Origin of the sequence: Mycoplasmopsis agalactiae 14628 (assembly GCF_000266865.1) — a bacterium.
GTDB lineage: Bacteria > Bacillota_I > Bacilli_A > Mycoplasmatales > Metamycoplasmataceae > Mycoplasmopsis > Mycoplasmopsis agalactiae_A.
In genome coordinates, this window is the sequence record NZ_AJPR01000012.1 from 1 (window position 1) to 25,213 (window position 25,213).

At 29.1% G+C, this 25,213-nt stretch carries 23 protein-coding genes and 1 pseudogene; 18 read left to right on the top strand and 6 right to left on the bottom strand.

Features of this window, described 5'->3' with window-relative positions; all coding sequences use genetic code 4:
* Positions 1 to 251 precede the first annotated feature (251 nt).
* On the bottom strand, positions 252 to 1,013 hold the full coding sequence (locus MAGB_RS03905; protein WP_004024484.1) for an MAGa3780 family membrane protein: 762 nt from the start codon (positions 1,011 to 1,013) through the stop codon (positions 252 to 254).
* Positions 1,014 to 1,132: 119 nt separating this feature from the next.
* Between MAGB_RS03905 and trpS the strand changes: the two genes are divergently transcribed.
* Together trpS and thrS are read left to right on the top strand one after the other, a co-directional pair.
* The gene (trpS, locus tag MAGB_RS03910) at positions 1,133 to 2,125 is read left to right on the top strand and encodes a tryptophan--tRNA ligase (protein ID WP_004024485.1); all 993 of its coding nucleotides are present in this window, start codon (positions 1,133 to 1,135) and stop codon (positions 2,123 to 2,125) included.
* 7 nt (positions 2,126 to 2,132) lie between these two features.
* Entirely contained in the window at positions 2,133 to 3,881 is a 1,749-nt protein-coding gene (gene thrS, locus MAGB_RS03915) for a threonine--tRNA ligase (RefSeq protein WP_004024486.1), read from the top strand.
* 36 nt (positions 3,882 to 3,917) lie between these two features.
* Here thrS and MAGB_RS04345 read toward each other — a convergent pair whose 3' ends face one another.
* The 4 genes from MAGB_RS04345 to MAGB_RS03935 all read right to left on the bottom strand — a co-directional run bounded on the left by MAGB_RS04345 (position 3,918) and on the right by MAGB_RS03935 (position 9,072).
* Positions 3,918 to 4,277 carry a hypothetical protein gene (locus MAGB_RS04345; protein WP_157767243.1) on the bottom strand — a complete coding sequence of 120 codons (360 nt, stop codon included), beginning with the start codon at positions 4,275 to 4,277 and terminating at the stop codon, positions 3,918 to 3,920.
* Between the two features lie 128 nt (positions 4,278 to 4,405).
* On the bottom strand, positions 4,406 to 5,794 hold the full coding sequence (locus MAGB_RS03925) for a hypothetical protein (protein WP_004024488.1): 1,389 nt from the start codon (positions 5,792 to 5,794) through the stop codon (positions 4,406 to 4,408).
* Between the two features lie 466 nt (positions 5,795 to 6,260).
* Positions 6,261 to 7,061, bottom strand: coding sequence for a variable surface lipoprotein (locus MAGB_RS03930; RefSeq protein ID WP_004024489.1), 801 nt, complete (start codon positions 7,059 to 7,061; stop codon positions 6,261 to 6,263).
* Positions 7,062 to 7,401: 340 nt separating this feature from the next.
* The gene (locus MAGB_RS03935; protein WP_004024490.1) at positions 7,402 to 9,072 is read right to left on the bottom strand and encodes a hypothetical protein; all 1,671 of its coding nucleotides are present in this window, start codon (positions 9,070 to 9,072) and stop codon (positions 7,402 to 7,404) included.
* A 201-nt stretch (positions 9,073 to 9,273) separates the two neighbouring features.
* Here MAGB_RS03935 and MAGB_RS03940 point away from each other — a divergent pair, with 201 nt between their 5' ends.
* The 16 genes and pseudogenes from MAGB_RS03940 to MAGB_RS04010 form a co-directional block, all read left to right on the top strand.
* Positions 9,274 to 9,711, top strand: coding sequence for a hypothetical protein (locus MAGB_RS03940; RefSeq protein WP_004024491.1), 438 nt, complete (start codon positions 9,274 to 9,276; stop codon positions 9,709 to 9,711).
* Positions 9,712 to 10,527, top strand: coding sequence for a F0F1 ATP synthase subunit A (locus MAGB_RS03945; RefSeq protein WP_004024492.1), 816 nt, complete (start codon positions 9,712 to 9,714; stop codon positions 10,525 to 10,527).
* 9 nt (positions 10,528 to 10,536) lie between these two features.
* Positions 10,537 to 10,764 carry an ATP synthase F0 subunit C gene (gene atpE / locus MAGB_RS03950; protein ID WP_004024493.1) on the top strand — a complete coding sequence of 76 codons (228 nt, stop codon included), beginning with the start codon at positions 10,537 to 10,539 and terminating at the stop codon, positions 10,762 to 10,764.
* Positions 10,765 to 10,767: 3 nt separating this feature from the next.
* Positions 10,768 to 11,337 (top strand): F0F1 ATP synthase subunit B, encoded by a 570-nt coding sequence (gene atpF, locus MAGB_RS03955; protein WP_004024494.1) that lies wholly within the window; start codon positions 10,768 to 10,770, stop codon positions 11,335 to 11,337.
* 2 nt (positions 11,338 to 11,339) lie between these two features.
* Positions 11,340 to 11,900, top strand: a complete 561-nt coding sequence (gene atpH / locus MAGB_RS03960; RefSeq protein WP_004024495.1) for an ATP synthase F1 subunit delta — start codon at positions 11,340 to 11,342, stop codon at positions 11,898 to 11,900.
* Positions 11,893 to 13,479 (top strand): F0F1 ATP synthase subunit alpha, encoded by a 1,587-nt coding sequence (gene atpA, locus MAGB_RS03965; protein ID WP_004024496.1) that lies wholly within the window; start codon positions 11,893 to 11,895, stop codon positions 13,477 to 13,479. Before atpH ends, atpA begins: the two co-directional genes overlap by 8 nt.
* Entirely contained in the window at positions 13,472 to 14,335 is an 864-nt protein-coding gene (gene atpG / locus MAGB_RS03970; RefSeq protein WP_004024497.1) for an ATP synthase F1 subunit gamma, read from the top strand. The genes atpA and atpG overlap by 8 nt, the downstream gene beginning before the upstream one ends.
* A gap of 52 nt (positions 14,336 to 14,387) precedes the next feature.
* Positions 14,388 to 15,851: a F0F1 ATP synthase subunit beta gene (gene atpD / locus MAGB_RS03975; protein ID WP_004024498.1), complete on the top strand. Its 1,464-nt coding sequence runs from the start codon at positions 14,388 to 14,390 to the stop codon at positions 15,849 to 15,851.
* A 20-nt stretch (positions 15,852 to 15,871) separates the two neighbouring features.
* A complete protein-coding gene (locus MAGB_RS03980; RefSeq protein WP_004024499.1) occupies positions 15,872 to 16,285 on the top strand; it encodes a F0F1 ATP synthase subunit epsilon in 414 nt (137 codons plus the stop codon).
* Positions 16,286 to 16,407: 122 nt separating this feature from the next.
* A complete protein-coding gene (locus MAGB_RS03985) occupies positions 16,408 to 17,322 on the top strand; it encodes a hypothetical protein (RefSeq protein WP_004024500.1) in 915 nt (304 codons plus the stop codon).
* Between the two features lie 380 nt (positions 17,323 to 17,702).
* Positions 17,703 to 18,722, top strand: a complete 1,020-nt coding sequence (locus tag MAGB_RS03990; RefSeq protein WP_004024501.1) for a DNA cytosine methyltransferase — start codon at positions 17,703 to 17,705, stop codon at positions 18,720 to 18,722.
* A complete protein-coding gene (locus MAGB_RS04350; RefSeq protein ID WP_004024502.1) occupies positions 18,715 to 18,879 on the top strand; it encodes an Eco47II family restriction endonuclease in 165 nt (54 codons plus the stop codon). Before MAGB_RS03990 ends, MAGB_RS04350 begins: the two co-directional genes overlap by 8 nt.
* A 378-nt stretch (positions 18,880 to 19,257) precedes the next feature.
* Complete coding sequence (locus MAGB_RS03995) at positions 19,258 to 20,277, top strand: variable surface lipoprotein (RefSeq protein ID WP_004024503.1); 1,020 nt, start codon at positions 19,258 to 19,260, stop codon at positions 20,275 to 20,277.
* A gap of 208 nt (positions 20,278 to 20,485) precedes the next feature.
* A complete protein-coding gene (locus tag MAGB_RS04590) occupies positions 20,486 to 20,845 on the top strand; it encodes a hypothetical protein (RefSeq protein ID WP_036433411.1) in 360 nt (119 codons plus the stop codon).
* Positions 20,846 to 20,861: 16 nt separating this feature from the next.
* A complete protein-coding gene (locus MAGB_RS04005; protein ID WP_318023944.1) occupies positions 20,862 to 22,181 on the top strand; it encodes a site-specific DNA-methyltransferase in 1,320 nt (439 codons plus the stop codon).
* A pseudogene (locus MAGB_RS04010) lies at positions 22,168 to 24,255 on the top strand (DEAD/DEAH box helicase family protein); the annotation flags it as partial. The gene MAGB_RS04005 and the pseudogene MAGB_RS04010, both read left to right, overlap by 14 nt.
* 147 nt (positions 24,256 to 24,402) lie before the next feature.
* Here the strand turns inward: MAGB_RS04010 and MAGB_RS04015 are convergent.
* Positions 24,403 to 25,213, bottom strand: an 811-nt coding sequence (locus MAGB_RS04015; protein ID WP_036433420.1) for an Mbov_0401 family ICE element transposase-like protein, incomplete at its 5' end; no start/stop codon positions are given.

Below are 25,213 nucleotides of genomic sequence, written 5' to 3' on the forward strand. Positions count from 1 at the left end.
GTTGCATTTAATATAGTCTTAAATACAGCAATAAATGTTCTTTATGTGCTTAAAACAGGTCACCAAATAAGCACATTTGCAACAATCGTAGACAGTAATTAATTTCTAATTATTTATTAATTAAGTTGTTGTTTATATTGAAAAATTAATTTCAAGAATATATAAATTAATTTTAAGATAAAAACTAAATAATTATTTTGTCTACTTACGTCTTTTATTTTCATAAAAAAGTCATAGCAATATCGCTATGACTAATTATTGTTTTCAGCAATCACTTTGGTTTTTTTAGGTACAGATTTTTGATACTTAATTTTATAAATAAACTTCCACATAATTCCAAATAATAATGGTGTTATCATTGAAACAACATAAAGAAGGAAGTCAAGAATAACTATTATACCTGTATTGTTGCCCTTGTAAAAATAAGGGTTTTTAAAGTCTAAAAATCCATAAACAACTGCGCCTCTGCCTGGAACTATTTTGTCAAATGTAGCAAAGAATAATATCATTGCAAAAATAGTATAAACAGTTGAAATTAGCACTGGAATTGTAAATGTAATTTTAGTCACAATAAGTTCTTTTCTAATTAAAGATAAAGCCACAAAACCTAAAACAGGATTTATTGCATGCGTAATCAATGAACGAGTAGCATTTAATGGACTAGTTCATGTTGACTTTTGGTATGAAAGCAAGGCTCAATAGACAACAAAAGTCATAGTTATTGACACAACAGAAATAAATAATGCTTTTTTAGCATTCATATTAGCTCATAAAATGCCAGCTATAATCAAGGCAAAGCCTAGTAAAAAGTTTGATAAATATGTATAGAATAAAAATGAACCTCAGCCTTTAAAAACAGCAAAATGTGTTGGGGCACCAGTTTTGCTAATTTCATCATTTGCATCATATCAAATCACATAAGAGAAGGCATAGAAAAGGGTTGTTAGTATTACAAACAATCCAAATCCAAGCATTCATCATCTTGCATTTTTATTTGTACTTTTATTTTGCATGCGAACTATTATAACTGTATTTATTTTTTTAATAAACAGAATTTATGATCTAAATAAATTGCGCTAAATTAAACATTGCTATAATATTATTATTTAAATATTTAAGGAATAGCATTCAAATGAAAAGGTTAATAAGCGGGATTAAACCAACAGGCGATCTGACATTAGGCAATTATATTGGCGCAATAAAAAACTTTGTCAAATTGCAAGATGAATATGATTCATATTACTTTGTAGCTGACTTGCATTCACTAACAATGGGCGATAATGATGCAAAAGAGTTAGAAAAAAGAAGGAAAGAAATCGTGGCCACTTACTTAGCCTGCGGACTAGATCCTAAAAAGAGCACAATTTTTTATCAGTCAGACATATATGAGCATACCTTAGTGCAATGGTTATTAACTTGTGAAACTACTATGGGCGAGTTAAGCAGAATGACTCAGTACAAAGATAAAAGTCAAAGTGCTTTAAAACAAGCTAATGGCACTGAAAAAATACCTGTCGGTCTATTTATGTATCCAACCTTAATGGCATCTGATATTTTGATTTATAACGCTGATTTTGTACCTATAGGTGATGATCAAGTACAGCATTTAGAGTTAACTAGGACGCTTGCAGAAAGAGTAAATAAAAAGTACCAAATGGACTTTAAAATTCCTGAAGGCATTATTCCTAAGGCAGGTGCTAGAATTAAATCATTAACTGACCCTTATTCAAAAATGTCTAAAAGTGATAAGTCGGCAAAAGGTGTGATTTATTTAAATGACGATCCTGAAGTAGCTTATAAAAAAATTATGAAGTCAGTGACTGATTCAGAGAATAAAGTTTATATTTCAGATAGTAAACCTGGAATATTAAATTTATTAAATATTTATGCAGCACTATGTGATATTTCATTAACTGAAGCAGAAGCTAAATTTAAAGACTCAAATTATGCTGAATTTAAAACTGCAGTTGCAACAGTTGTTAAAAACGAGCTAATTAAAATTCAAAAAAATTACCAAGAAGCCTATAAAACAGTTGATTCTGTTACTTTAATAGGAGCACAAAAGGCTAAAGAAATTTGTGCACCTATCACAAAAAAATTACTTTCAAAATTTGGATTCAAATAGAGGAATTATGAAAATTGAAGCTAATAAACAATTAAATCATACAACAAGCCATCTTTTAGGCGCTGCTGTTGAAATGCTATATCCTAATGTAAAATTAGGCTTTGGCCCTGCTACTGATGAAGGTTTTTACTATGATTTTGATTTTGTTGAACCATTAAGTGAAAATGAATTAGGCAAAATTGAAAAGCTTATGAAAAAGCTAGCAAGTAGAAATTTAGTTACTATTAAAATTGATGAAAGTCAATATGATTTTGCCAATAAACCCTATAAAAAAGAGCTATATGACGAATTAAAAACTCAAGGCAAAGAGATAACATTTTATGCTTTACAAGATCCACTTAATAAGGAATTAGTGTTTAAAGATCTTTGCGCTGGTAATCATATTGAAAGCACAAAGAATATTAAAAACTTTAAATTATTAAGCATTGCTGGGGCATACTGAAGAGGTGATAATAAAAATAAACAGCTAACAAGAATTTATGGTACTTCATGAGAAACTAAAAATGAGCTAGATAAATATCTAGCGCTTTTGGCTGATAGAAAAGAAAGAGATCATCGTAAGATAGGTAAAGATATGAAAATCTTTACTTTTAGCCCTCTAGCTGGTCAAGGTTTTCCTATTTGATTAGAAAACGGAATGTATATTCACAATGAAATTAGAAATCTAGTACTTAAATTAGATAAAAAATATGGCTTTACTGAAGTTTTAACACCACATTTTGGTGCTGAATTACTTTATAAAACTAGTGGTCACTTAGCTCACTATAAAGATGATATGTTCAAGCCTTTATTAGTGGAAAATGAAACCTTAATTCCTCGGCCAATGACCTGTCCGCATCATATAATTGTTTATAACACAGAAAAGCACTCATATAGAGACTTACCAATAAGATATAGCGAACAATCACAGCTATATCGTTATGAAAAATCAGGAGCACTAACAGGACTTGAAAGAGTTAGAGGAATGCTTTTAACTGAAGGGCATTTGTTTGTTAGATATGACCAAATAGCTTCTGAAGTTAAACGAATGTACAAGCAAATAAAAGAAATGTTATCTATTTTCAATATTGAAATTAGTTATATTTCGCTTTCATTAAGAGATTCAAATAACAAAGACAAGTACTTTAACAATGATTCTATTTGAAACAAAGCTGAAGCAATGCTTGAAAAAGCTTTAAAAGATATGAAAGTCAATTACACTAAAGTCGAAGGCGAAGCAGCTTTTTATGGCCCTAAAATTGACATACAAATAGACACAGCACTAGGTCATGAAATTACAGTTTCAACCATTCAGCTAGACTTTTTGCAACCTGAAAAATTTGACTTAAGTTACATTGATAAAAATAATAAAGAAGTAAGACCAATTATGATTCATAGAGGTCTTATTGGCACATATGAAAGATTTGTAGCTATATTATTAGAGCAAACAAAAGGTAATTTGCCATTTTGAATAGCACCTAAGCAAGTAACTATAATTCCTGTTAACTTGGAAGAGAATTTAGCTTATGCTAAGAAGATAGCTAAAAAACTTTTAAATAATGACTTTAGAGTAAAAATTGATGATTCAGATGAAAGATTAAACAAAAAAATCAGAAATGCACAAGTATCTAAGTCTAAGTTCCAGCTTATTTTAGGTTCAAATGAAATGAACTCTAATACCATTTCATATCGTGAATATGGTAAGGAAGAAACAGTAACTGTTTCTATAAACGACTTCATTAAGTTGCTTAAAAAGTTAAGAAACAACTATGAATAAGCATCAAAAGAAAACTAACTCACAAAAAATTGTTTCCTATAGCCCATTAATTACTGTTTTATTCGTTACTATATTCATAATTATTCCACTATCAGTTGTCTGAATACTATCAGCGCCTGAATTTGGCAATGTAAAGATAACTAATGCTTTATGAATAATTCTAATCCCCTTTTTGATTTTACTTATTTCTTTTATGTTGAACACAATACTAGTTTTAGTCAAAATATTGAATATCAGAAGCTTTAACTTTTCGTTGCCTTTTGCATTTATATTTTCATTAATCATATGGCTATCATTATTGCCTATGCCATTTTGAATAAAATATATAATTGCGCCAATTATCGGAATTTTAATTGCATTAGTAACAAACATTATAATAGGCAAAATTGAAGACAAAATTGCTTCTAAAAGTAAGCAAAAATAATAAGCTCATTTTGCCTAAAGCCCTTGTTTTATAGTACATTTAGGCAAACAAAAACACCAGGATTTCTCTTGGTGTTTTTTATTAATTGATTGTAAAAGAATTATTCTTCTGTGTCTTCTGATTCTCTTACAGCATCAGAGTTACTTATGATTGAGTCAGAAATATCTGTAATGTGTTTTCTTGATTCTGGAGTAACTTTTTCTCAGTTTGAAATACCATTAGCAGCAGCTGAGTTATCAAGTATATCGTCACTATTTTTTTCTAACTTTTCAAGATCCACATCATATTTCTTTTTGAATTCTGCAGCTTTTTCAGCCTTTTCTCATTTTTTATTATCGTCTGATTTAGCAAATTCTTCATATTCTTTATTTGCCTTTTCAAACTCTTCTGGATAAGCTAATCAGTCTTCATAGTCTTCTAATTCAATAGGTGTGTTAGTTAATCTTTCAAGTTCAGCAGCAAAGAACTCCTCTTCTTCTGCTGTATTAATTATTCTTTCGTCCTCAGCAACTTTTAAAGCAGCAACTTCAGCTTCCTTTTCTTCGAAGTATTCTTTTTCTATATTAGTTCAATACGCTCTTTCTTCTTCAGCACCTTGTCAAGCTTTGTAGAACTCTTCTTCTAATGCAGTGTTTGTTATTTTTTCAGTTGCAGCTTCACCGTTAAGCTTTTCGTATTCAGGATCATTGAAGTCTTCTTCAATTTCACGTCTAAAATCAGCAGCATTGTATGGACTAATAAAGTCTGAAAATTCATCGCCAATTGACTTATCTTTAAATTCTTTTGCAATTTGACGTTTGTATCACTCTGTTAGATTTCATTTGTTATATGATGCAGTTTCAGAAGGGGTATTAACACTTCTTTCTCATTCAGCTCATTGTTTTTCATGCTCTTCATTACCTGACCAGTCAAAACTTATGAAGTCAAGAAACTCATCACTTAATTTAGCCTCATTAAATTCCTTATTACGTTCACGCTTAAATGCATCCTGTCTTGCTCAAGCTTTGTAATTAGCTTCTTCAATTGGAGTATTTTTTCTACGTTCCATTTCAGCTTCTTTTAAAGCTTCGGAAACTTCATAAGCATTTTCAGGCTCATCTGTCTCTTCATCTGATCCTGGATTTGCTGGCTGTGGTTCGCCTTGTGGTTTTAAAACAAAAGGAATGACAATCTTGTCACTGTAAGTAGTAGTGCCATCTTTAGGCATAACTGTAATTTTGTTTTCATTTTCATCAAAGATAACTTTTAAGTCATCAATTTTTAAAGAATTATTACCTGATTTTAGTGCTTCTAGTACAGATTTTTCATCTTTAGCACTAATTGAAATTGAGGATGTGCCATTGAAGATTTTTGATAGCGATTTTTCAGCTGTAGTAGTATTTTCATCTTTTGATTTATTTGTATCAAAGCAGGACACAGACACCAAAGGAAGGAAACCAGCGCTAGCTAACCCCCCCCCAATTATAGTTAATATTTTCTTAGTTTTCATTACACTTCACTTCCTTATAAATATTTAATATTTATAATAATATTATATATAAATCCATAAGTGGGCTATGTCCGTGTGAAAATATCCATACTATTTTCCACCTTTTTTATTACTAATATTTTAAGTATTGAAAACATACTTTAAAATGTTGCCGAGTCATAAAACATTATCTTATGGCTCAAAAATTAATTGTTAATAATTTTTATTGAACTTTTGAACTCCTCGATAAAACAAAACGAAATTTATGTAAATTTTATATAGCTACTTGCTATTTTCCACTTCCTTCATACTTAATTTACATAAGTTTAAGATGTTGAATATTAAATTAATAGACAATTTTAGTGATTCACACCTTACTACCAACAACATAATTATTTAGACTTAAAAAAATTATTAACGTTAATTTTAGGACACAATAAAAGGTGTAAAAAAATTAAAAATCTTGCTACGCGCAAGATTTTTTCTGTTAAGAAATAATTGCTTCGTAAACTTTTGTTGAAACTGTAGAATTTCCGCCTTTATTAAATTTGTAGAATCTAAATTTAATCTTTAAATTACTTCCATCTTTTTCAACATTAATAAATCCGTTTGATTTAACTGAATTTTTCCTACCTTTTTTGCTAGTATACAATGGGCTGTCAGCATTAGAAATTGAATAGTCTTTTGGCAATCCTATAACAGAACCAATTGAGATTCCATCTCAAGGCTTTTGGCCTTTTTCAAATTTTCCGCTTACTTTTGTTTCTCCTTTAAAACTGCTAATGAAAAGTTGTTTATTATTGCCTTTTTTAGGTGAAATTAAATCTTCATCTTTTAGATCCTTTTTATCAATTGTAATTTTGACTTGAGAAATATCAAAATCAATATCCTTGTAGGTGGCTTTTTGTTTTTCATCAACTTTTTCACCATCTTTTTTAGAGTTTTCCAACGTTGTTTTTATTCTTTTTTCATTTGAAATAGGTGCAACAAGACTTTCGTGATTTAAATCTCTTGGAGCAGGTAAGTTTTCTGTATTTGCTTCTGCTCCTAATAAATTATTTTGTGAGGATGAATTACTAGAATTTGCAGAATTGCCTAAATTAGTTTTCCCTCCCATTTCATTTGAACTATCATTATTTTTAGAGTTATCTACTGGTTTTGCAGGTTCTTCCTTAGGTTTTCTAACTTCTTCCTTTTTGTCACCTTCACCACATTTTGCAGCTACAAATGGAATTGAAAATGTAGCAGTTAGTGCAGTTCCTAAACTTAGTAGTAGCTTTAATTTCATAAATTTTCATCCCCCTATTTTTTGTTTAAATCCGCTTTATTATACATTGCCAATAAGTCTTTTGTATAGATATATTGGGAAATAACATATAAAAAAAATAGCCAAGCATTGATAAATAAATATTTATGATTGTTTTGATATCTGGCTTGAATTACTCGGGATTGTTTTTATATTGTGGTTATAAAAAAAACACTATGATTCAGAAAATAGTGTTTATGTATTTATACTAAAAAATAGCACCCAACAATTTAGGCACATTTTTTAAATTATGTAATTAAAAATTAATGATTTATTTATAGACATTTTGTCTAATTAGACTGTTTTATAGGTATTTTAGTTATTATAGATTTTTAATAAATTCTCTAAATGCTCTTGTAAACTCAATTTCATTAATGTCAAAATTTGCAAGTGGCAAGGCATAAATTTTATAAATCTTCTCATCTTTGTTAAATACGGGAAAAGTATTTAACTCAGCAAAAAAGTTTTCATGTCAGTAGTCTGACATTCACTTTGAGTTTTCCTTAGTTTCAATTAATACCTGGTATTTTTTATCATTTGTTTCAATAAATAAATAAAAATTTGGAACTATTTTTGCAGCATTGTCAAATGTATAAATTAGCGCCTCATTTTGAAAATTGTTTTTTATTAATCAGAATTTGACATCTTTTTGATTTAGCTGATCAACAATTTTATTTTTGAAGTAGTTAATAAATAAGTGTTGCTGATATGTAAATGAATCACAAGCGTTTGCATATCAATTTTTGTCAGATAAGTCTATTTTATAGGATGATTCATCATTATAAGTATTTTCAATATCAAAAACATTTGATAAATTGTAAGCATAAAATTGTTTTGATCCAGTAAAAACGGGGCTAAAATTATGAATATAGCTAGCTATATTGCTTAGCGCTATATTGATTGAGTAATTTAATGATTCATCATAATCATTTTCATTATTAAAATAAACTTCAACTGTATTTTCACCAAAATAGTCGCTCATAGTGAAAAGATCTAAAACATTGTCAATTTTATTGAACTTATCATTTAGATTTTTTAAGTCAAATTCACGATAACTATTTACATATTTAGAAATAAGTGAAATATCTATATTTTTAAGTTCCAAAGTTTTTGAATGCAAGTAGTTCTTACTTATTTCATTAAGACTGTGATGCATATATTTTCCATCTTGGCTTGGAAAAATTTTTGTGTCTTTGTCTAATTTTTCTTTTTTATTTAAAAATATAATGCCATTTTTAAAAAAATCGCTTTGTTTGAAGTCTTCTTTTAAAGAGCATTTTTTTAAGTTGCTTGAATTATTTTTGTTAAATAATTCAGTTTTCTTTTTGTCATAATTATAGATAAAATTATCTAATATGGCTGTTTTATAGCCTAATTGGTTAAAATCAAATTCATTGAAAATATGAACAGAATTATAATCTTTCAATTTATCAAAATTTTCAATAACAGCTTCTTCATCAATTACTAAAAATTCACTACCTATATCACTAGGGTTATATTTACTTAAAAAATCATTATGCGTGCTAAAGTATAAATTTATTGACTCTTTATTTTTATTTGAATCTAGTTCATAAACTTCTTTTATGTCTACTAATTTACCCATAAACTGTATTTTATAGGCAAATAAGAATGATTCTGAATCATAATTTACCAATAAGTTTTTGAACCTTTGAATGTTTTCTGGTTTGCTTAAAATTACAAAATTATTATTTTTTTGTGAATAAAAATAAAGAATTAATAATGCTAAAAAATGTTCTTTAACTACTTCATCTTCAATATTTGCTAAGTACTTAATTGGTAATTTTTTGCCTTTTTTACTATAGTTTGTTGCCAAAAATCTAATCATTTCAATTTCATGCTTATTCAAAACAAATGAATCATTTAAATTTTGAATAATAATATTAGGAAGCTTAATTAAAGGATCAGAACCTTTATAATTATTTGAATAATTCATTAACTCTTCTAAATCTTGAAAAAGGAAATTTTTGCTCATTGCCACCTCTTAACTTAATTCATTAATAATTTTAAAATAAAATGCGCAAACATTCAAATATTAAAAAACCATATTTGCATTGCAAATATGTAAAAATTAATATTTAATTAAGAAAATAAAAAGAAGTAGTTGCCAAAATTATCTTTTGCTTTCAATAAGTACTATAATTTAAATGTTATTTATATAACATTAGGAGATTGGATGCAATATGAAGATAGCAAAAAAGTTGCTATAACCTTTTTTATTATTCTTTTATATTTCTCTGCAGTGTTTGCATATTTTTATAAATTCGTCAAACTGTCATTACTATTGGGCTATGCAATAGGCGCATCCGCATCATTTTTAACTTTTTGAATCAAAGAATCTTTTAGTTATTTAATTATTGGCAAAAATAAAAGCCAGGCTGCTAGCTTAAGCATATTAAGTTTTATTATTTCATTAATTTTTATAGCCAGCTTAACAGTAATTTTAGTTTTTATCAACAAGCTAAGCATTAAAAATATGAATAATATTTACACAAAAAACAGCTTTAAAATTGCTTTTTATCCAATAAATTTAATATCTTATATTTTTGGTTTAACTACTTTAAAAATGAGTTTATTATTATGTTTTATAAATAAAAAAGGAAAGGAGGCATAGATGACTACAGTAAAAAATGAAGCAGAGTCTAATATATTTCAAAACTGAATTAATGGCGGCTATGCAGACTGAAATCAAAAACAGCTTTTGTCACTAATTGTTGTTGTGTTAATTTGCTTATTTTTTTCTTTATATGTATTTATTAAAATTAAAAAATATGCTAAAGAAGATAAAGCCCCTAGCGGAATTATTTTAGTGATGGAAGGCTATGTAAATTACATCGATAATGCTTTTGATGACAATACTGACAAAAAGATTCCTAAGGCAAGATTTTATGTTTTTGGCTTAGCTACATTTTTAATTATTGGTAACTTATTAGGGCTAATTGGCTTAGAACCTGTTACTACTTCTTATTCTATAGCATTAACATTTGGGCTAATGTCATGATTAGGTATTTATGTAACTGGTTTAATTTACCAAAAATGAAGATTTTTCGCTAAGTATAAAAATCCAATTGAAATCATTGGTCAGTTCTCGCCATTAATTTCAATTAGTTTCCGTATTTTTGGAAATATTATCGGTGGAAGCATAATTATGGTTATGATCTACTCACTTTTTGGTTACATTTGAACAAAAATGATTCCAAGCTCACCACCATTACCTCTTTTGGCAGTTATTTTTACACCTGTTTTACACCTTTATTTTGATGTATTTAGTGCCTTCATTCAAGCATTAGTATTCTGCTCGCTGACCACTATATGGTGAGCACAAGAAGCGGAAATAGAAGAGAAAAGTGTAAAAATTGATGAAAAAAGCAATGTTTCATCTAATCAAATTAAAGTTAAGCAACTAAAGGTTGCCCAAAATATCTATTAAGGAGTTATTATGGAAAAAGGATTAATCGCTATTGGCATTGGTATTAGTATGATCTCAGGTCTTGGAGTTGGTCTTGGTCAAGGACTTGCTGCAGGAAAAGCTGCTGAAGCAGTTGGTAGAAATCCTGAAGCAGCAAGTAAAATTAGAACAATGATGCTTGTTGGTCAAGCAGTTGCCGAATCTGCTGCTATTTATGCATTAGTTATATCAATTCTATTAATGTTTGCATTTAATTAAGATATGAACTTATTTTACGATTTGTCATTAAAAGCAAATATGCTTTTAAGTGCGCAAAGTGGCGGAATAAAAGATGAATTAAAGGATAAGTTTAAAACACTTTTTCCAACCTGGCCAATGTTTTTAGCCACTTTAATTGCATTTATTTTAGTAGTTTTAATTTTATGATTTTTGCTTCATAAGCCTATAAAAAAGGCAATGAAGGCAAGACAAGACTATATACAAAAAAATATTGATGAAGCAAAATTAACTAATGATATTTCTAAGCAAAAATTAAATGAAGCTAACAAAAGGCTTGCTGAGGCTTATTCTGAAGCAGATGAATTAATTAAAAATGCCAAAATTCATGGCGAAAGTGTTATTGATGAATATACACACAAAGCCAGAAATGAATCAAAAAGAATCATTGAAAAAGCGCATATGGAAATTGAATCAGAAAGACAAAAAATGGTTGATGATTCTAAGTCTAATATAGCTAAAGCTGCTATTGAGATTTCTAAAAAAATTATGCAAAAAGAAGTTACAAAAGAGTCACAAGACGAAGTTATTAAAAACTTTTTAGAGGATAAATAATTATGTTTATTAAGGCTAATGCTGATGGTTATGCTTTAGCATTATATGACTTGCATAAAGAAGAAAAACATGTAAGCAGCACTTATGAAAATATTCTTTCGTTTTATGAACTTTTGTCAAATGATAAAGATGTGTTTTCGTTCTTTTATAGCACTAAAATAGGCCTAGACGAAAAATACAAAATAGCTGATGAATTAGTTAAAGAGCATAAAAATTTAAAAACTTTTGCTAACTTTTTAAAGCTTTTGATCGCAAAAAATAATTCATCACTTTTGCTTCAAGCTCTATCAATATACATTCATCTTGTTGAAGATGAACTAAATATATTAAGAGCTAAATTAATTTCTGCTTTTGAAATAGATGCTCAAACAAAAATTAAAATTATTAAAAAATTAGAAAACAAATATAACAAAAAAATCAAGCTAACTACATTCATAGATAAGAGCCTAATTTTTGGCTTTAAAATAGTGATAGGCAATGACATAATTGAGCAAAATGCCAAAGCTGACTTAGAAAAAATTTCATCTTTAATCAACAACAAAAATGGAGGCTTAAATGGCTAGTAAAAGTACTGATATAAGTGCAATAATTAAAGATCGAATTAGACGTTTTGATTCAAAAATAGACTATTCTGAAATCGGCTATATTGTAACTATTGGTGACGGAATTGCTTTAGTTAACGGCCTTGACAATGCTAAAAATGGTGAAATAGTTAAATTTAAAAATAATATAACTGGCTTAGTTTTAAATTTAGAAGAAGAAGTAGTTGGTGTTGCTATTTTTGGTGATGCAAATATGCTTAGTGAAGGTGATTTATGCACCAGAACTGGCGAAGTTATTGCAGTTCCTGTTGGTGATGAATTAACTGGTAGAGTTATTAATGCTATTGGTGATCCTATTGATGGTAAAGGGCCAATTAATAGTATCAAACGCAGAGAAATTTTTAAAGTTGCTCCTGGCGTTATGAGCAGGGTTGAAGTTAATGAACCTCTTGAGACAGGTATTATTGCAATCGATTCAATGATCCCAATTGGCAAAGGCCAAAGAGAATTAATTATTGGTGATAGACAAACTGGCAAAACTTCTATTGCAATTGACACAATCATTAACCAAAAAGATAAAAATGTTAAGTGTATTTATGTAGCTATTGGACAAAAAAATTCTACCGTAGCACAAATTACTAAAAAATTGCAAGATTCAGGTGCAATGGAGTACACAACTGTGATTGTTTCTGGAGCTTCTGAACTAGCACCGCAACAATACATTGCTCCTTATTCAGGCACTGCTATAGCTGAAGAGTGAATGTCTGAAGGCAAAGACTGCTTAATCATTTATGATGATTTATCAAAACATGCTATTGCTTATAGAACATTATCATTATTACTAAGACGCCCACCTGGACGTGAGGCTTACCCTGGTGATGTTTTCTATCTTCACTCACAATTATTAGAAAGAGCCGCTAAAGTTAATTCATCTTATGGTGGCGGATCAATTACTGCTTTACCAATTATTGAAACACAACAAGGTGATATTTCTGCTTATATTCCAACTAATGTTATTTCAATTACTGACGGCCAAATTTTTACCCGTGAAAATTTATTCCACTCAGGTCAAAGACCTGCTGTTGATGTAGGCTTTAGTGTTTCTAGAGTTGGCTCAAGTGCACAAATTAAGGCTATGAAAGAAGTATCTAGCTCTCTTAAATTAGAGCTTGCTCAATACAATGAAATGCAAGCATTTGCACAATTTGGTTCTGATTTAGATGATTCAACTATTGCTATATTAAAACATGGCCATAAAGTTTATGAACTGCTTAAACAAGAGCAATATTATCCAATCAATCAATTGGCGCAAACAGCTATTTTACTAGGTGTTAAGGAAAAAATCATTAATCCGCTTCCTGCTAGTCAATTAAGAAGATTTAGAGATGAAGTTATCAAATTTATGACTAAAGAATTAGAAGGAAGAAAAATTAGCGAAAAAATTAAGCAAAATAATTACGCTTTAAATAGCGCTATTAAAGAAGAAATTGCTACTCATTTAGTCAAGATAGTTAATAAAATAATAGCATCCTTGCATGATTATAAACCTGAAGCAGAGCTACCTATGCCTGCAAAATATTTAGAGATAAATAATGTCTAGTATTCAATCAATTCAAAGCAGAATTAAGACTGTTCAGTCGATAAGAAAAATAACACATGCAATGGAGCTAGTTTCATATTCAAAACTCAAAAAAGCAAAAGCCGCTTTTGATGAAGTTGAGAAATATAATTTGCTCATTGATCAAACTTTTAACAAAATTTTTGAAAACATTAGTCATGATGACTTAAAAGAGCTAATGAAGTCTAGAAACAATAGTAAAAGCAAGCTTTATGTCATTGTAACAAGTAACTTAGGTCTTGCTGGAGCTTATAATGCTAATGTTATTAAGTTAGTTAAAGAAACAGTGACAAGTGATGATTATTTAATAATAATTGGTTCATATGGCATCAGGGCATTAAGACAACAATATGCCGAACAAATAATTAATCTTAGCGAAATAACAACAAGCAAAAGAACTAGCACTTTAGTTTCAAAAATTATCAAAAGAGCCTTTAAATACTACAGAAATGGCACAGTTAGCTCAATTAATTTTATTTACACTAAGTTTATTAATAACTTAGTTCAAGAAGAAGTGTGCGAAAAAGTTTTCCCATTTGATGAAGTAATGATTCGTGAACATATCGATCGAAAAGAAATTGACTATAAATTGGAATTTGAACCAAGCGCTAAAGATGTTTTAGCTGATGCTATTCCGCTTTTTGTCGATTCTAAACTGCACTTAGCAATGGCAACTTCGCTTATTAGTGAGCATTCAGCTCGCAGAGGCGCAATGGAAAATGCCACAAGAAATTCTGACAGTTTAATAACTGAACTAGATATGGAATTTAAACGTAAGCGTCAAGCAAAAATCACTAATGAAATAATTGAAATTGTTTCTGGTGCTGATGCTGTTTAGTCCTTCTAAAACTGTTTTATAGGACTAAAGGAAAATTTATTAAGGAGAGTTTATGAAACAAGATAAAAATAAGAACTCTGAAAATAATAATATTGCTAACATGGGCAAGGTTGTACAAATTGTCGGTCCAGTTGTTGATGTGCGCTTTCCTAAAGGTCAATTGCCTTCATTGCTTAATGCTTTAATTATTAATTATGATCATAATATCTACACTCTGGAAGTAGCACAGCACATTGGCGATGACACTGTTAGAGCGATTTCAATGGTTTCAACTAGTGGCTTACCACGTGGCATTGATGTTTATGATACTGGTGCACCAATTAGCATACCTGTTGGCAATAAAGTTTTAGGAAGAATGTTTGACGTCTTAGGTAATCCAATTGATTTAAAAGAATCTCCTGATGCTGAAAAAATGCCAATCCACGCTCCTGCACCTTCATATGAAGAACAAAGCACTGAAAGTGAAATTTTTGAAACTGGTATTAAGGTCATTGACCTTTTAGTGCCATACGTAAAAGGCGGTAAAATAGGTCTTTTCGGCGGTGCTGGTGTTGGAAAAACTGTTTTAGTGCAAGAGTTAATTAATAATATTGCAAGAGAACACGGCGGTCTTTCGGTTTTTGCCGGCGTTGGTGAAAGAACTAGAGAAGGCAATGATTTATATAATGAAATGCTAGCATCTGGCGTTTTAGAAAAAACAGCCCTAGTCTTTGGTCAAATGAACGAACCTCCTGGAGCTAGAATGAGAGTTGCTTTAACAGGATTAACAATGGCTGAATATTTTAGAGACAAAGAAAAACAAGATGTTTTATTATTCATCGACAATATCTTTAGATTTACTCAAGCAGGCTCAGAAGTTAGTGCCTTACTTGGCCGTATGCCTAGTGCTGTTGGTTATCAACCAACACTAGCTACTGAAATGGGGCAATTACAAGAGAGAATTGCTTCTACTAACAAAGGTTCAATTACGTCAGTACAAGCTGTTTATGTTCCAGCCGATGACTTAACTGACCCAGCCCCTGCTACTACTTTCAACCACCTAGATGCCAAAACTGTTTTAGATAGAAACATTGCTGCTTTAGGTATTTATCCAGCAGTAGATCCGCTTGAATCATCTTCGCGTTTACTTGACCCACTTGTAATTGGCCAAGAGCACTATGAAACAGCCAGAAGAGTCGTTTCTATATTGCAAAGATTTAAGGAACTACAAGACATAATTGCAATTTTAGGTATAGGCGAATTAAGTGAAGAGGATAAAAAAGTTGTAGCAAGAGCAAGAAGAATCAGAAACTTTTTAAGCCAACCATTTTTTGTAGCAGAAAAATTTTCAGGTAAACCTGGTAAGTATGTTAAAAGAGATGATACTGTAAGAAGCTTTAAAGAAATTTTAGATGGTAAATATGATCACTGTCCTGAAGAATTTTTCCTATATGTAGGCTCAATTGAAGAAGTTAAAGCAAACTATGATAACTATTTAAGCCAAAATAATGCAAATGGCGAAAAAGCTAGCGCTTAGCTTAGAAACTTAACAAACTTATGCAAAGTTATTCAAATTTAAAAATAGTTACACAAGCTAGAACTTTCTATAATGGTCCTGTTTTAAGTGTGGAGCTTAAAACTAAAAGTGGCGGATCAATAGTTTTGCAGCCCAATAGAAGTGAGCTATTAACAACCATTGATATCTGTAAATTAGTCATAAAAGATTATCCAGATAACAATGAAAAAGTATATTCAATTAGTGATGGCATAGTATATGCTGACAAATCTAGCATTAACATAATCACAAATGATATTATTCTTAACAGCGATATTGATCTTAAAAAAGCTGAAAGTGATAGAGACAAAGCTATTAGCATTTTAAGCAGTAATAGTGATGCTGAAGTTATTTCGCGTTTTGAAATAAAACTTAAAAAAGCAATTAACAGAATTAATGTTTCACAACATAAATAATGACAAACCCCAAACTAAGGGGTTTTTGTATTCAAAAAAATGCTTTTTTATGCCATTTTATAGTATTGATTGATTAATAGTATAAAATTAAAATATAGATTTAAAGTCAGCTAGGAGGAAGAATGTGAGTAAAATTTAATGACTGATACAATCAAGTTGTTGAAGTTCCTAAAATTTTTGGGCTAAATCACATTTTGTTCATTTGTGCCGCAATTGCACTGACAATATTTTTACTATTTGTATTCCAAAGCGCAAGTAGAAATGTTGTTCGTGGTGCAATAATATTTGTGTGGATATTTATTTTCCTTTCAGAACTAATTTTCAGACAATTTGGTCAAATTGCATGAATGAAAGTTCATGAGAGTGCAAAATATAATTTAGCATATGTGCCATTACAAATTGTTTCACTATACTTTTGAATATTGCCTTTTTATTTCTTTATACCAAATAAAAAATGAGAAGCAGCAATGCTACCATTTATCGGAATATCAGGTTTAACAATTGGAGCAATTTTATTAGTTTATCCAGCAGTTGTATTTTCAAATAATACACCTAATAATGTTTACTATATGTTCCAATCAGCACTAACATTTTCATTAGGATGTTATTTAATACTTAAAGGCAAATTGCCATTACGTAGTTGAAGAACTTATGTATACCACATAGTGTTCATGATTTCTATCTTTATTGCAGCTGTGATATTGAATGAAGTGGTTTATGCATCAACTTCAAATGAACAAGTGCTTAAGGGATTAAACTTTATGTACTTATCACATAGAGTAAGGCCATTACCATACTACAAAGATATGGTTGATCTTAAAATAATTACTGACACTAAAGAAAATGCAAGATTATTTGTCACAGCATTTGTCATAGGTTTAGTAATATTGCCAATTGCACCTTACATGTTATTCTTCATTTTATTTAGACCATTTGTAAAAGCTATAGATGATGTTATTGCTAACTCATCTAAGTCAGCAAAAGATAAAGTTAATAGCGCAAATGAAGATGTAGAGCTTAAAAAAGCTATGGCATAAAAAAGAAACACTAAAATTCATTTTATCCATTGATTTATTACATTATAAAATCAAGTGCCCTCAGCAAATTTTCAAAAATTTTGTTTTTCAGGTATTGCACTTGATTTTATGATTTTAAAGTTTTCTTTAAAACTTGATTTGCAACTAAAAAATCTTTGCTTCTTTATCAAAAAAGAGAAATTAAATAAACTCACTTTTTACCAGCAGCATTACATATTAAACTTTGTATAATACCTTTATTGCTAATTACACGGTTTATATAGCAATAAAAATTAAAAAATATCTAGACACAAAAATAGTTTAGCTTAAAATTTTTTATAGTTAGTTTAATATGCATATATCATTTCAAAAAAGTTGAAATATAAGGAGGCAAAAACATAGTGAAATTTAAAAGCATTGAACTTTTTGCCGGCGCTGGTGGGCTTGCACTTGGACTAGAAAAAGCAGGCTTTGACCATATAGGACTAGTTGAATTTGATAAAGTTGCATGTCAAACGCTAAGAAATAATCGCCCAAGTTGAAATGTATATGAAGAAGATATAAGAAAAACTGCTCTAAAAGATTTAGAAAAAGAGTTCAAAATAAAAAAATATGAACTAGATTTATTATCCGGCGGTGCTCCTTGTCAAAGTTTTAGTTATGCCGGAAAACGTCTGGGTCTTGAGGACACAAGAGGAACTTTGTTTTATTACTACGCTCTTTTTTTAAACAAGTTACAGCCTAAAATGTTTTTGTTTGAAAGCGTTAAAGGAATGCTAACTCATGATAAGGGTAAAACTTTTGAAACTATTTGTCAAATTTTTAAGCAACAAAACTACCAAATAACTTATAAAGTTTTAAATGCACTTGATTATGATGTTGCCCAAAAAAGAGAGCGTCTTATTGTTATTGGAATAAGAAATGACATTGTAAACAATATAAATTTCAGTTTTCCAAAAGCAAGTGAGAAAACACTAGTTTTAAAAGACATTTTGCTAGATGTGCCAAAAAGTGAAGGTGCAAAATATTCAAAAGCTAAGGAAGACATTTTCAAACTAGTGCCTCCTGGAGGATGTTGAAAAGATATTGATCCAAAAATATCTAGAGAATATATGAAAAGCTGTTGAGATATGGAAGGTGGCAGGACTGGAATTTTACGAAGGCTTAGCTTTGATGAACCTAGTTTAACCATTCTAACTACACCGCAAATGAAGCAAACTGAGCGGTGTCACCCAACCGAAACGCGGCCATTGACTATTAGAGAAACAGCAAGAATTCAGTCTTTCCCGGATGAATGACAATTTTTTGGAAGCATTGCTAGTCAATATCGGCAAATTGGCAACGGAGTTCCTGTCAATTTAGCAAAAGCAATTGGCAAAAGCATTATTGAAGCACTTTCTAAAGGTAAAATTTATGAATAAGTCATTCATTCTTAACTTTATATCAGAACAGGATTTCGAAGAACATGTTTTTAACACAATAAAGCAATATAGAGAATCTTTAAAATCTATAGATTTAAAGAAATTTAATAAAAGAGTTATTAAATTTAGATTCAGACTTGACATTAGCTTTATATAAACTTGCATTTGAAGCATATAATGGCTTTGACTTTTAATTATTAAGTAATTTTTAAGTGTTTAAGTGATCTAAATCTTTAATCACCACTATAATAATATATGTTATAAATTATTTAATTTTTTTTATTTTTTAGATTGCAAAAATAAGAGTTTGGAAAAAAGGCGTTCATCAATAACTTTGGTGCAACTGCTTATATTGCTTGTAAAAGTAGTTTAAAAGACACACATTTTTTAAGTCATAAATCAGTAAAGCAAAAACTTAGTTCAATTAAATAATTTTAATAAAGCTTTTTACACACTTAAATTTTATGACATCGGCAAGAATAAGAAGAGTAATGAATAAAAATAAAAAATAAGAAGGGATAATGTAATACTAATTATGAAAAAGAGTTTTAAGTTACTATTAGCAGCAACTACAATTTCAGCAACTGCAGCCCCTCTTTTAGCAGCATCTTGCGACACTGCAGAATCAAAAGATGGAACAATAATCAATAACTTAATTGATAATGCAGACAAGGACTTAAATAAAAATAAAAATCCAAAATCAGAAGCAATGAATGAACCACATAAACCTAATAATGATACTGACAAGAAATTAGATAATGATAAAAATAAAAATGATCCAAAATCATCTGACAATGAAACAACTGAAACAGGCAAAAAATCAGATGAAATAAATAAAAAGGATTCAGAAGATCAAAAGAACGGGGATAAGTATTCTCAAAGTTCGCCAAAAGGTGAAAAAGAAGAAAAAGACGAGAAGAGTGAAAAGAATGAAAATGAATCTAGGAGTGACAGCGGATCAGTAACTCCAAGTCCAGAAACCGAAACTCCGCCTTCTACACCACCTGCTCCTGCGCCTCAACCACAACCAGAAATGCCTCCTGCTGATCAACCTAAGGGAGAAGAGGAAACAGAAAGTAATAAAGAAGAGAGTGAACTTGATAAAATTGCTAAAGACTTAAAAGATATTCTTAAATTTGCAGCATCAACAGAAGACTATCCAGAAATAAAAGAATTTAGTTCAAGTAACAGCAGTTATACCCTTTGATATAATAGCAAAGATAGGACTATATTGTTAGTTAAAGGTAGCCAATCGCCTTTCATAGAAAATAGCGAAAAGGTTGATAAATTTGTATTATTTGAATTTGATAGGGAAAATAAAATTAAAGATAATATTCAACTTGTCAATGACAAAAACCCACTAAATAAATCAAATGAAGATGGCCATGATATATTTACCTTATCTAACCAATTGAATTTTGAAATACTTAACAAAAGCGGAGAGAATAAATTTGATGTTAAAGTTAAATACAAAGTTGGTAATTCTTTGAATAGTAGCGAAGCAGAAGCATCGGATGTATCCAATGAATCAACAGTTACTATAGAATTAAAATAACAAACCAATTAATTTACAATACTCTCTAATAAATCAATATACAAAAATAAGCTACCAAGAACTCCAGTTCTTAACCTGTAGTTTATTTTTTTATTCTGTAAGACATAATAAAAATGAAATCATGGAACATAATAAACAAATCAATACAACATTTAGCTTTCCTATATAATAAATATTAGATTAAAAACATATGGAGAATAATAAGATAATGAGCAGCTTAAAAGAAGAATATTTAAAAAAAGCAGAAGAGCTAAAGCTTACAAACGAATTAAATTCAGATCAAAAAGATCTGATCAAATTAATAATTGATAAATTTGATGATAATGATAAGAATTTGCAAAACGTTTATCAATTCCTAATTAAAAGAATTAAATTAGGATTTGTTTTTGATGTTGCACCAAGTGTTGATGCAAAATCAATTGCTTTGCTTAAGAAAAATGAAAGCTTATCATTTGGTAACTTTATGGATCCTAACCAAAATTACTTAATCATAGGCGAAAACTATGACGCACTAAAGAATTTACTTGTAGTCGAGAGAGAGAGAGAGAGACAACGAAACTTCTGCTAAGTTTGATATAGTCTATATTGATCCTCCATATAATACTGAATCATCAAGAACTGATGGCAATAACCTTAGCGAAAAAGATGATGTAAATGCTTCTAAATTTATATACCGTGACAAATTTAGTCGCACCGGCTGACTAAATATGCTAAATGAAAGACTTGTAATGGCTCGCCAACTTTTAAAGGAAGATGGTGTAATTTTTGTTTCAATTGATGATAGCGAACAAGCCTATTTAAAAGTTTTGATGGATGAAATTTTTGGGGAAGAAAATTTTGTTGCAAATATAATTTGACAAAAGAAAAATACAGGCGGTGGAGCTGGCAAAGCCAACATAGATATAGAGACTGAATTCATATTAGTTTATTCAAAAAACAAAGATAAAGTGAAATGAAATAAGAAAGAAGTAGATAGCGCAGAGTATACACTTAAAGATGAATACTATAATGAAAGAGGTTTTTATAAATTAGAGGACATAGACCGTAGATCATCTAAAAGTAAATTTAAATATACTGAAGGTGGAGATTATTTAATAGAAGCACCTGATGGAACATTTTTTAAAAATTATAGAAACATAAAGAAACCTAAATCATATGTTTATCTGCCGGGTAAACAATTATTTGATTTTTTAAACAAAAATGGATTTATTGAATTTAAACAAATAAAAAAAGATGGCCAATTAGTATGAAAAGCCATTAAAAAAGTTTATGAAAAAGTTATTGTTTCAAAAAATGAGAATAATTCGTATGATATTGTTTCACGTGAAAAAGGTAATAATTTTTCAAATATATATAATGAATGCACAACAACACACGGAACACAACTTTTAATATCAATATTAAATAATACAGATTTTGAAACTCCTAAACCCTTGCAATTATTGAAATTTTTAATAAATTTAAATCCGAAGAGAAACGCTAGAGTTTTAGATTTCTATGCAGGTTCAGGAACTACAGGTCATGCAGTAATGGAACTTAATAAACAAGATGGTGGAAATAGAAGTTATACTCTTGTAACAAATAATGAAAATAATATTGGTAAAGACATTTGCTATGAAAGATTACATCGCATAAACAAAGGCCTTGGCACTAATGGCGACTCAAATTTTAAATGAATTAAGAAAAACAATCCATATGATTCAAATCTTAATGTATTTGAAATTGAATATTTTGATAGCTCAATATTTAGCAATGCTGATGATAATGAAAAAATCAAAAAAACTTTTATAAAAGAGTTACAAGACTTTGACATTAAAAATATTGAATTAAATAATCTTGAAATACTAAGAAATCTAAATGCCCTAAAACCTATTTCAAAGGATAAAGATGATGCAACTAACTAATTCACAAAATAAAGTAGTTGAAAAGATTGTTTCGAAATATGACATTGAAAATAAGAAGATTATTGAATTTCAAGCCCCAACTGGTTCTGGAAAAACATTTATGATTTTAAATGTTATTGACAAACTAATTCAGCAAAATCCACATGAAAAATTTTGCTTTGTCATAATAACACTTTCAGCCGCAAAATTACCTAAGCAAATGCATTTTAATTTCTTAGAATATAAACAGTATTTAATCAATAAAGATCTTGAAATTGAACATATAACTTCCCCTTCTTCAAGTGATAAATCTAAAAAATCTAACAAAGACAAAGACCATCACTACCAAATTCTTGCTAAACAAAATAAAATACTTATTTTTGGTAATCAATCATTTGGACAAAAAAGAATTTTTAGTGAAGAGGGAATAATTGATTCATTTTTATCTCAAATTGAAAATGAAGAATTCAAATTGGTTTATATTCGGGATGAAGCACACTTTGGTGGTGAAATTGATGAAAAGAAAATAAAGTTTCTTGATCTTGACTCGAATGATAATATCGATAAGCTACTAGCTAAAGCAAAAGATTCATCTATTCACTATGAAGTTGCTTTTCAAAAAAATGCGCATTTTATTATTAAAATGACAGCAACTCCTAAAGGGCATAATGAACTTATTTCATTAAGTGAAAACGACCTTCTGGAAGATGACACTCTTTTAATTAAAAAGAATGGAAAATACAATGAAGGAATAGATGAAATTAAAGAAGACACAATTACAAATAAGCAAATTTTAGAAGTAGCATGTAAAAAGTTTAAGCTAATTAAAGATAGATATACAGATGCAAGTAAAGAACCAACATTAAAAAATATCAATCCTGCAATGTTAATTCAAGTTAATAATAAAGATGCATCAAACAAAGATGTATTTGATGCTAACATCAATGAAATTATTGGAGTTCTTAAAGCGCATAATCTTAATTATGTAAAGTATTTTGGAGAAGATGATATTGATTCAAATATAAGGCTCAATTCTTATTCATTGAATGCAATTTCCAAAAATAGTAGTGATGTTGATGTAATTATTTTTAAATTAGGACCAGCTACCGGTTGAAATATTCCACGTGCTTGTATGCTAGTGCAGCTACGTAATGTTTCATCATCATCTTTAAGTATTCAAACACTTGGCAGAATTAAGAGAAATCCTAATCCTAGTGAAGAAGCTAAGCAAAATTCAATTTCACTTGATTATTATTACTATTCAAATGTTTCTGAAACAAAGAAAAATCATGCTTATATCTTTTTAAAAAATCAATATAAAAATGAAACTTTCAAAGTTGGCTATATTGATAAAAAAGAAGTTTTAAAAAAGATTCAAAATGAAAATTATGTCAATGAGCTTATAAGCATACTTGATTCAAACTTAATAAAAGACGAGTACAAAAGATATAAGGATGAATATCAAAAATATGGCTATATTCCAATTTATACTGAGCATTTTGGTAAAAAACAAGTTATTACTAGTAAAATAAGCAACAATATTGACCTTGAAATCTTTAAAGAGAACTTCTTAGCCAAAAACAAAATGTATTTTTCTAGTGCTACAATTGAGGCAATTGAAAGCTTCAAATACAACAATTTTAATCACCAAAATATTTTAAACTATGATGATTTTTCAATCAATTTATTTTGGTTAATTATTGTAAAAAACTACATAAGCAAAATAAAAGACATTTTTTATAAAAAAGTTAATAGTGAAACTGATCCCAATAAAACAATTTACAAAATAAAAAATAATCATTATTTGCCTGAAAGAACTGATTTTTTTGTTGATAATTTAAATGAGCATAAGGTTAATTTACCATATAATGAATATGCTTATTTAAGCAAAAGTGAAAATGAATTAGCCAATATCCAATATTTCGATTCTGATGTTGAAGAAAAATTTATCAATCTACTCGAAAAATATAAAGTCATAGAGTCGACTGATGAATATACAATCAAAGTATGAACAAAAAATCCAGTTTTTCAAGGTGTTTTTGTTGAATATTTCAATAGTGATAATGAAATATTAAAAGCATACCCTGATTTTATTGGAAATGAAAGCATTAAGTGGGTAAGATAGTATTTCAATTCTTACTTCAATATTTATTCTACTCTATTTTAGTCCTAGGCATAAGAAAAATTCACAATATTTTATTATTGTGTTTTTTATCCCTGTTTTATAGTGTTTTTGGTTAAATTATATGATTATTAAATTGTGGTCTGTTTCAGACATTATTGTTCTAATGATTGTATTGATTGATTTAAGCCCAAAATTCTTTCCTATATATCTTTTTAAGTCATGAGAAACAAACGTTTCAGCATTACCGCTTGTGTAGTATTTGTTAGTTATTGTCTCATTTATGAACTTATTATTAGTTGTATAAAACCTAATGAATTTCTTTATGTCATAGATTTTTTGCATTGTCTTAGGCTTAGATGAGAGCAAATTAATTGTATGCTTTAAATAGTCAGTAAATTCATCAAATTTACCTTGATTATACAAATAATTAAGCTCTTTAAAATGGTCTATGCCATCAAATATTCTCTTATTTGCCTTATTTAGTGTTTCATTAAAACCATATATTTTAAATAGTTCTCTTATAAAGTGATATTTATCAAAAACCCTAGTGCTTTGTAGTGCTGTTGCTAATGTCGTAATAACTTTAGCCCCATCTCCTGAAACAATTATTTGCTTATTTGCATATAGCTTAGATAAAGCATTTTTAACTGCATTATGAAATTCAGCTTCGTTTTTCTTAATATCTTGCTTAATTCCTAAGTTGCTAATTTGCATTATTGTAGTTTTGTTCTTTATTTTGCTATCTCCATTATGTTCTAAAGTGTGAATTGTAGCCATTCTGCATCTAAATTTGGCTTTGTATCCATTAACTCTAGCATAAAAATATGAATCATCTGTATCAATTTGAATTGCTTCATATTCTTTATCTTTGTGACATTTTAATTCATCCATATTTTCCTGTTTTATAGGGGTTCTGTTTCTGTGATAT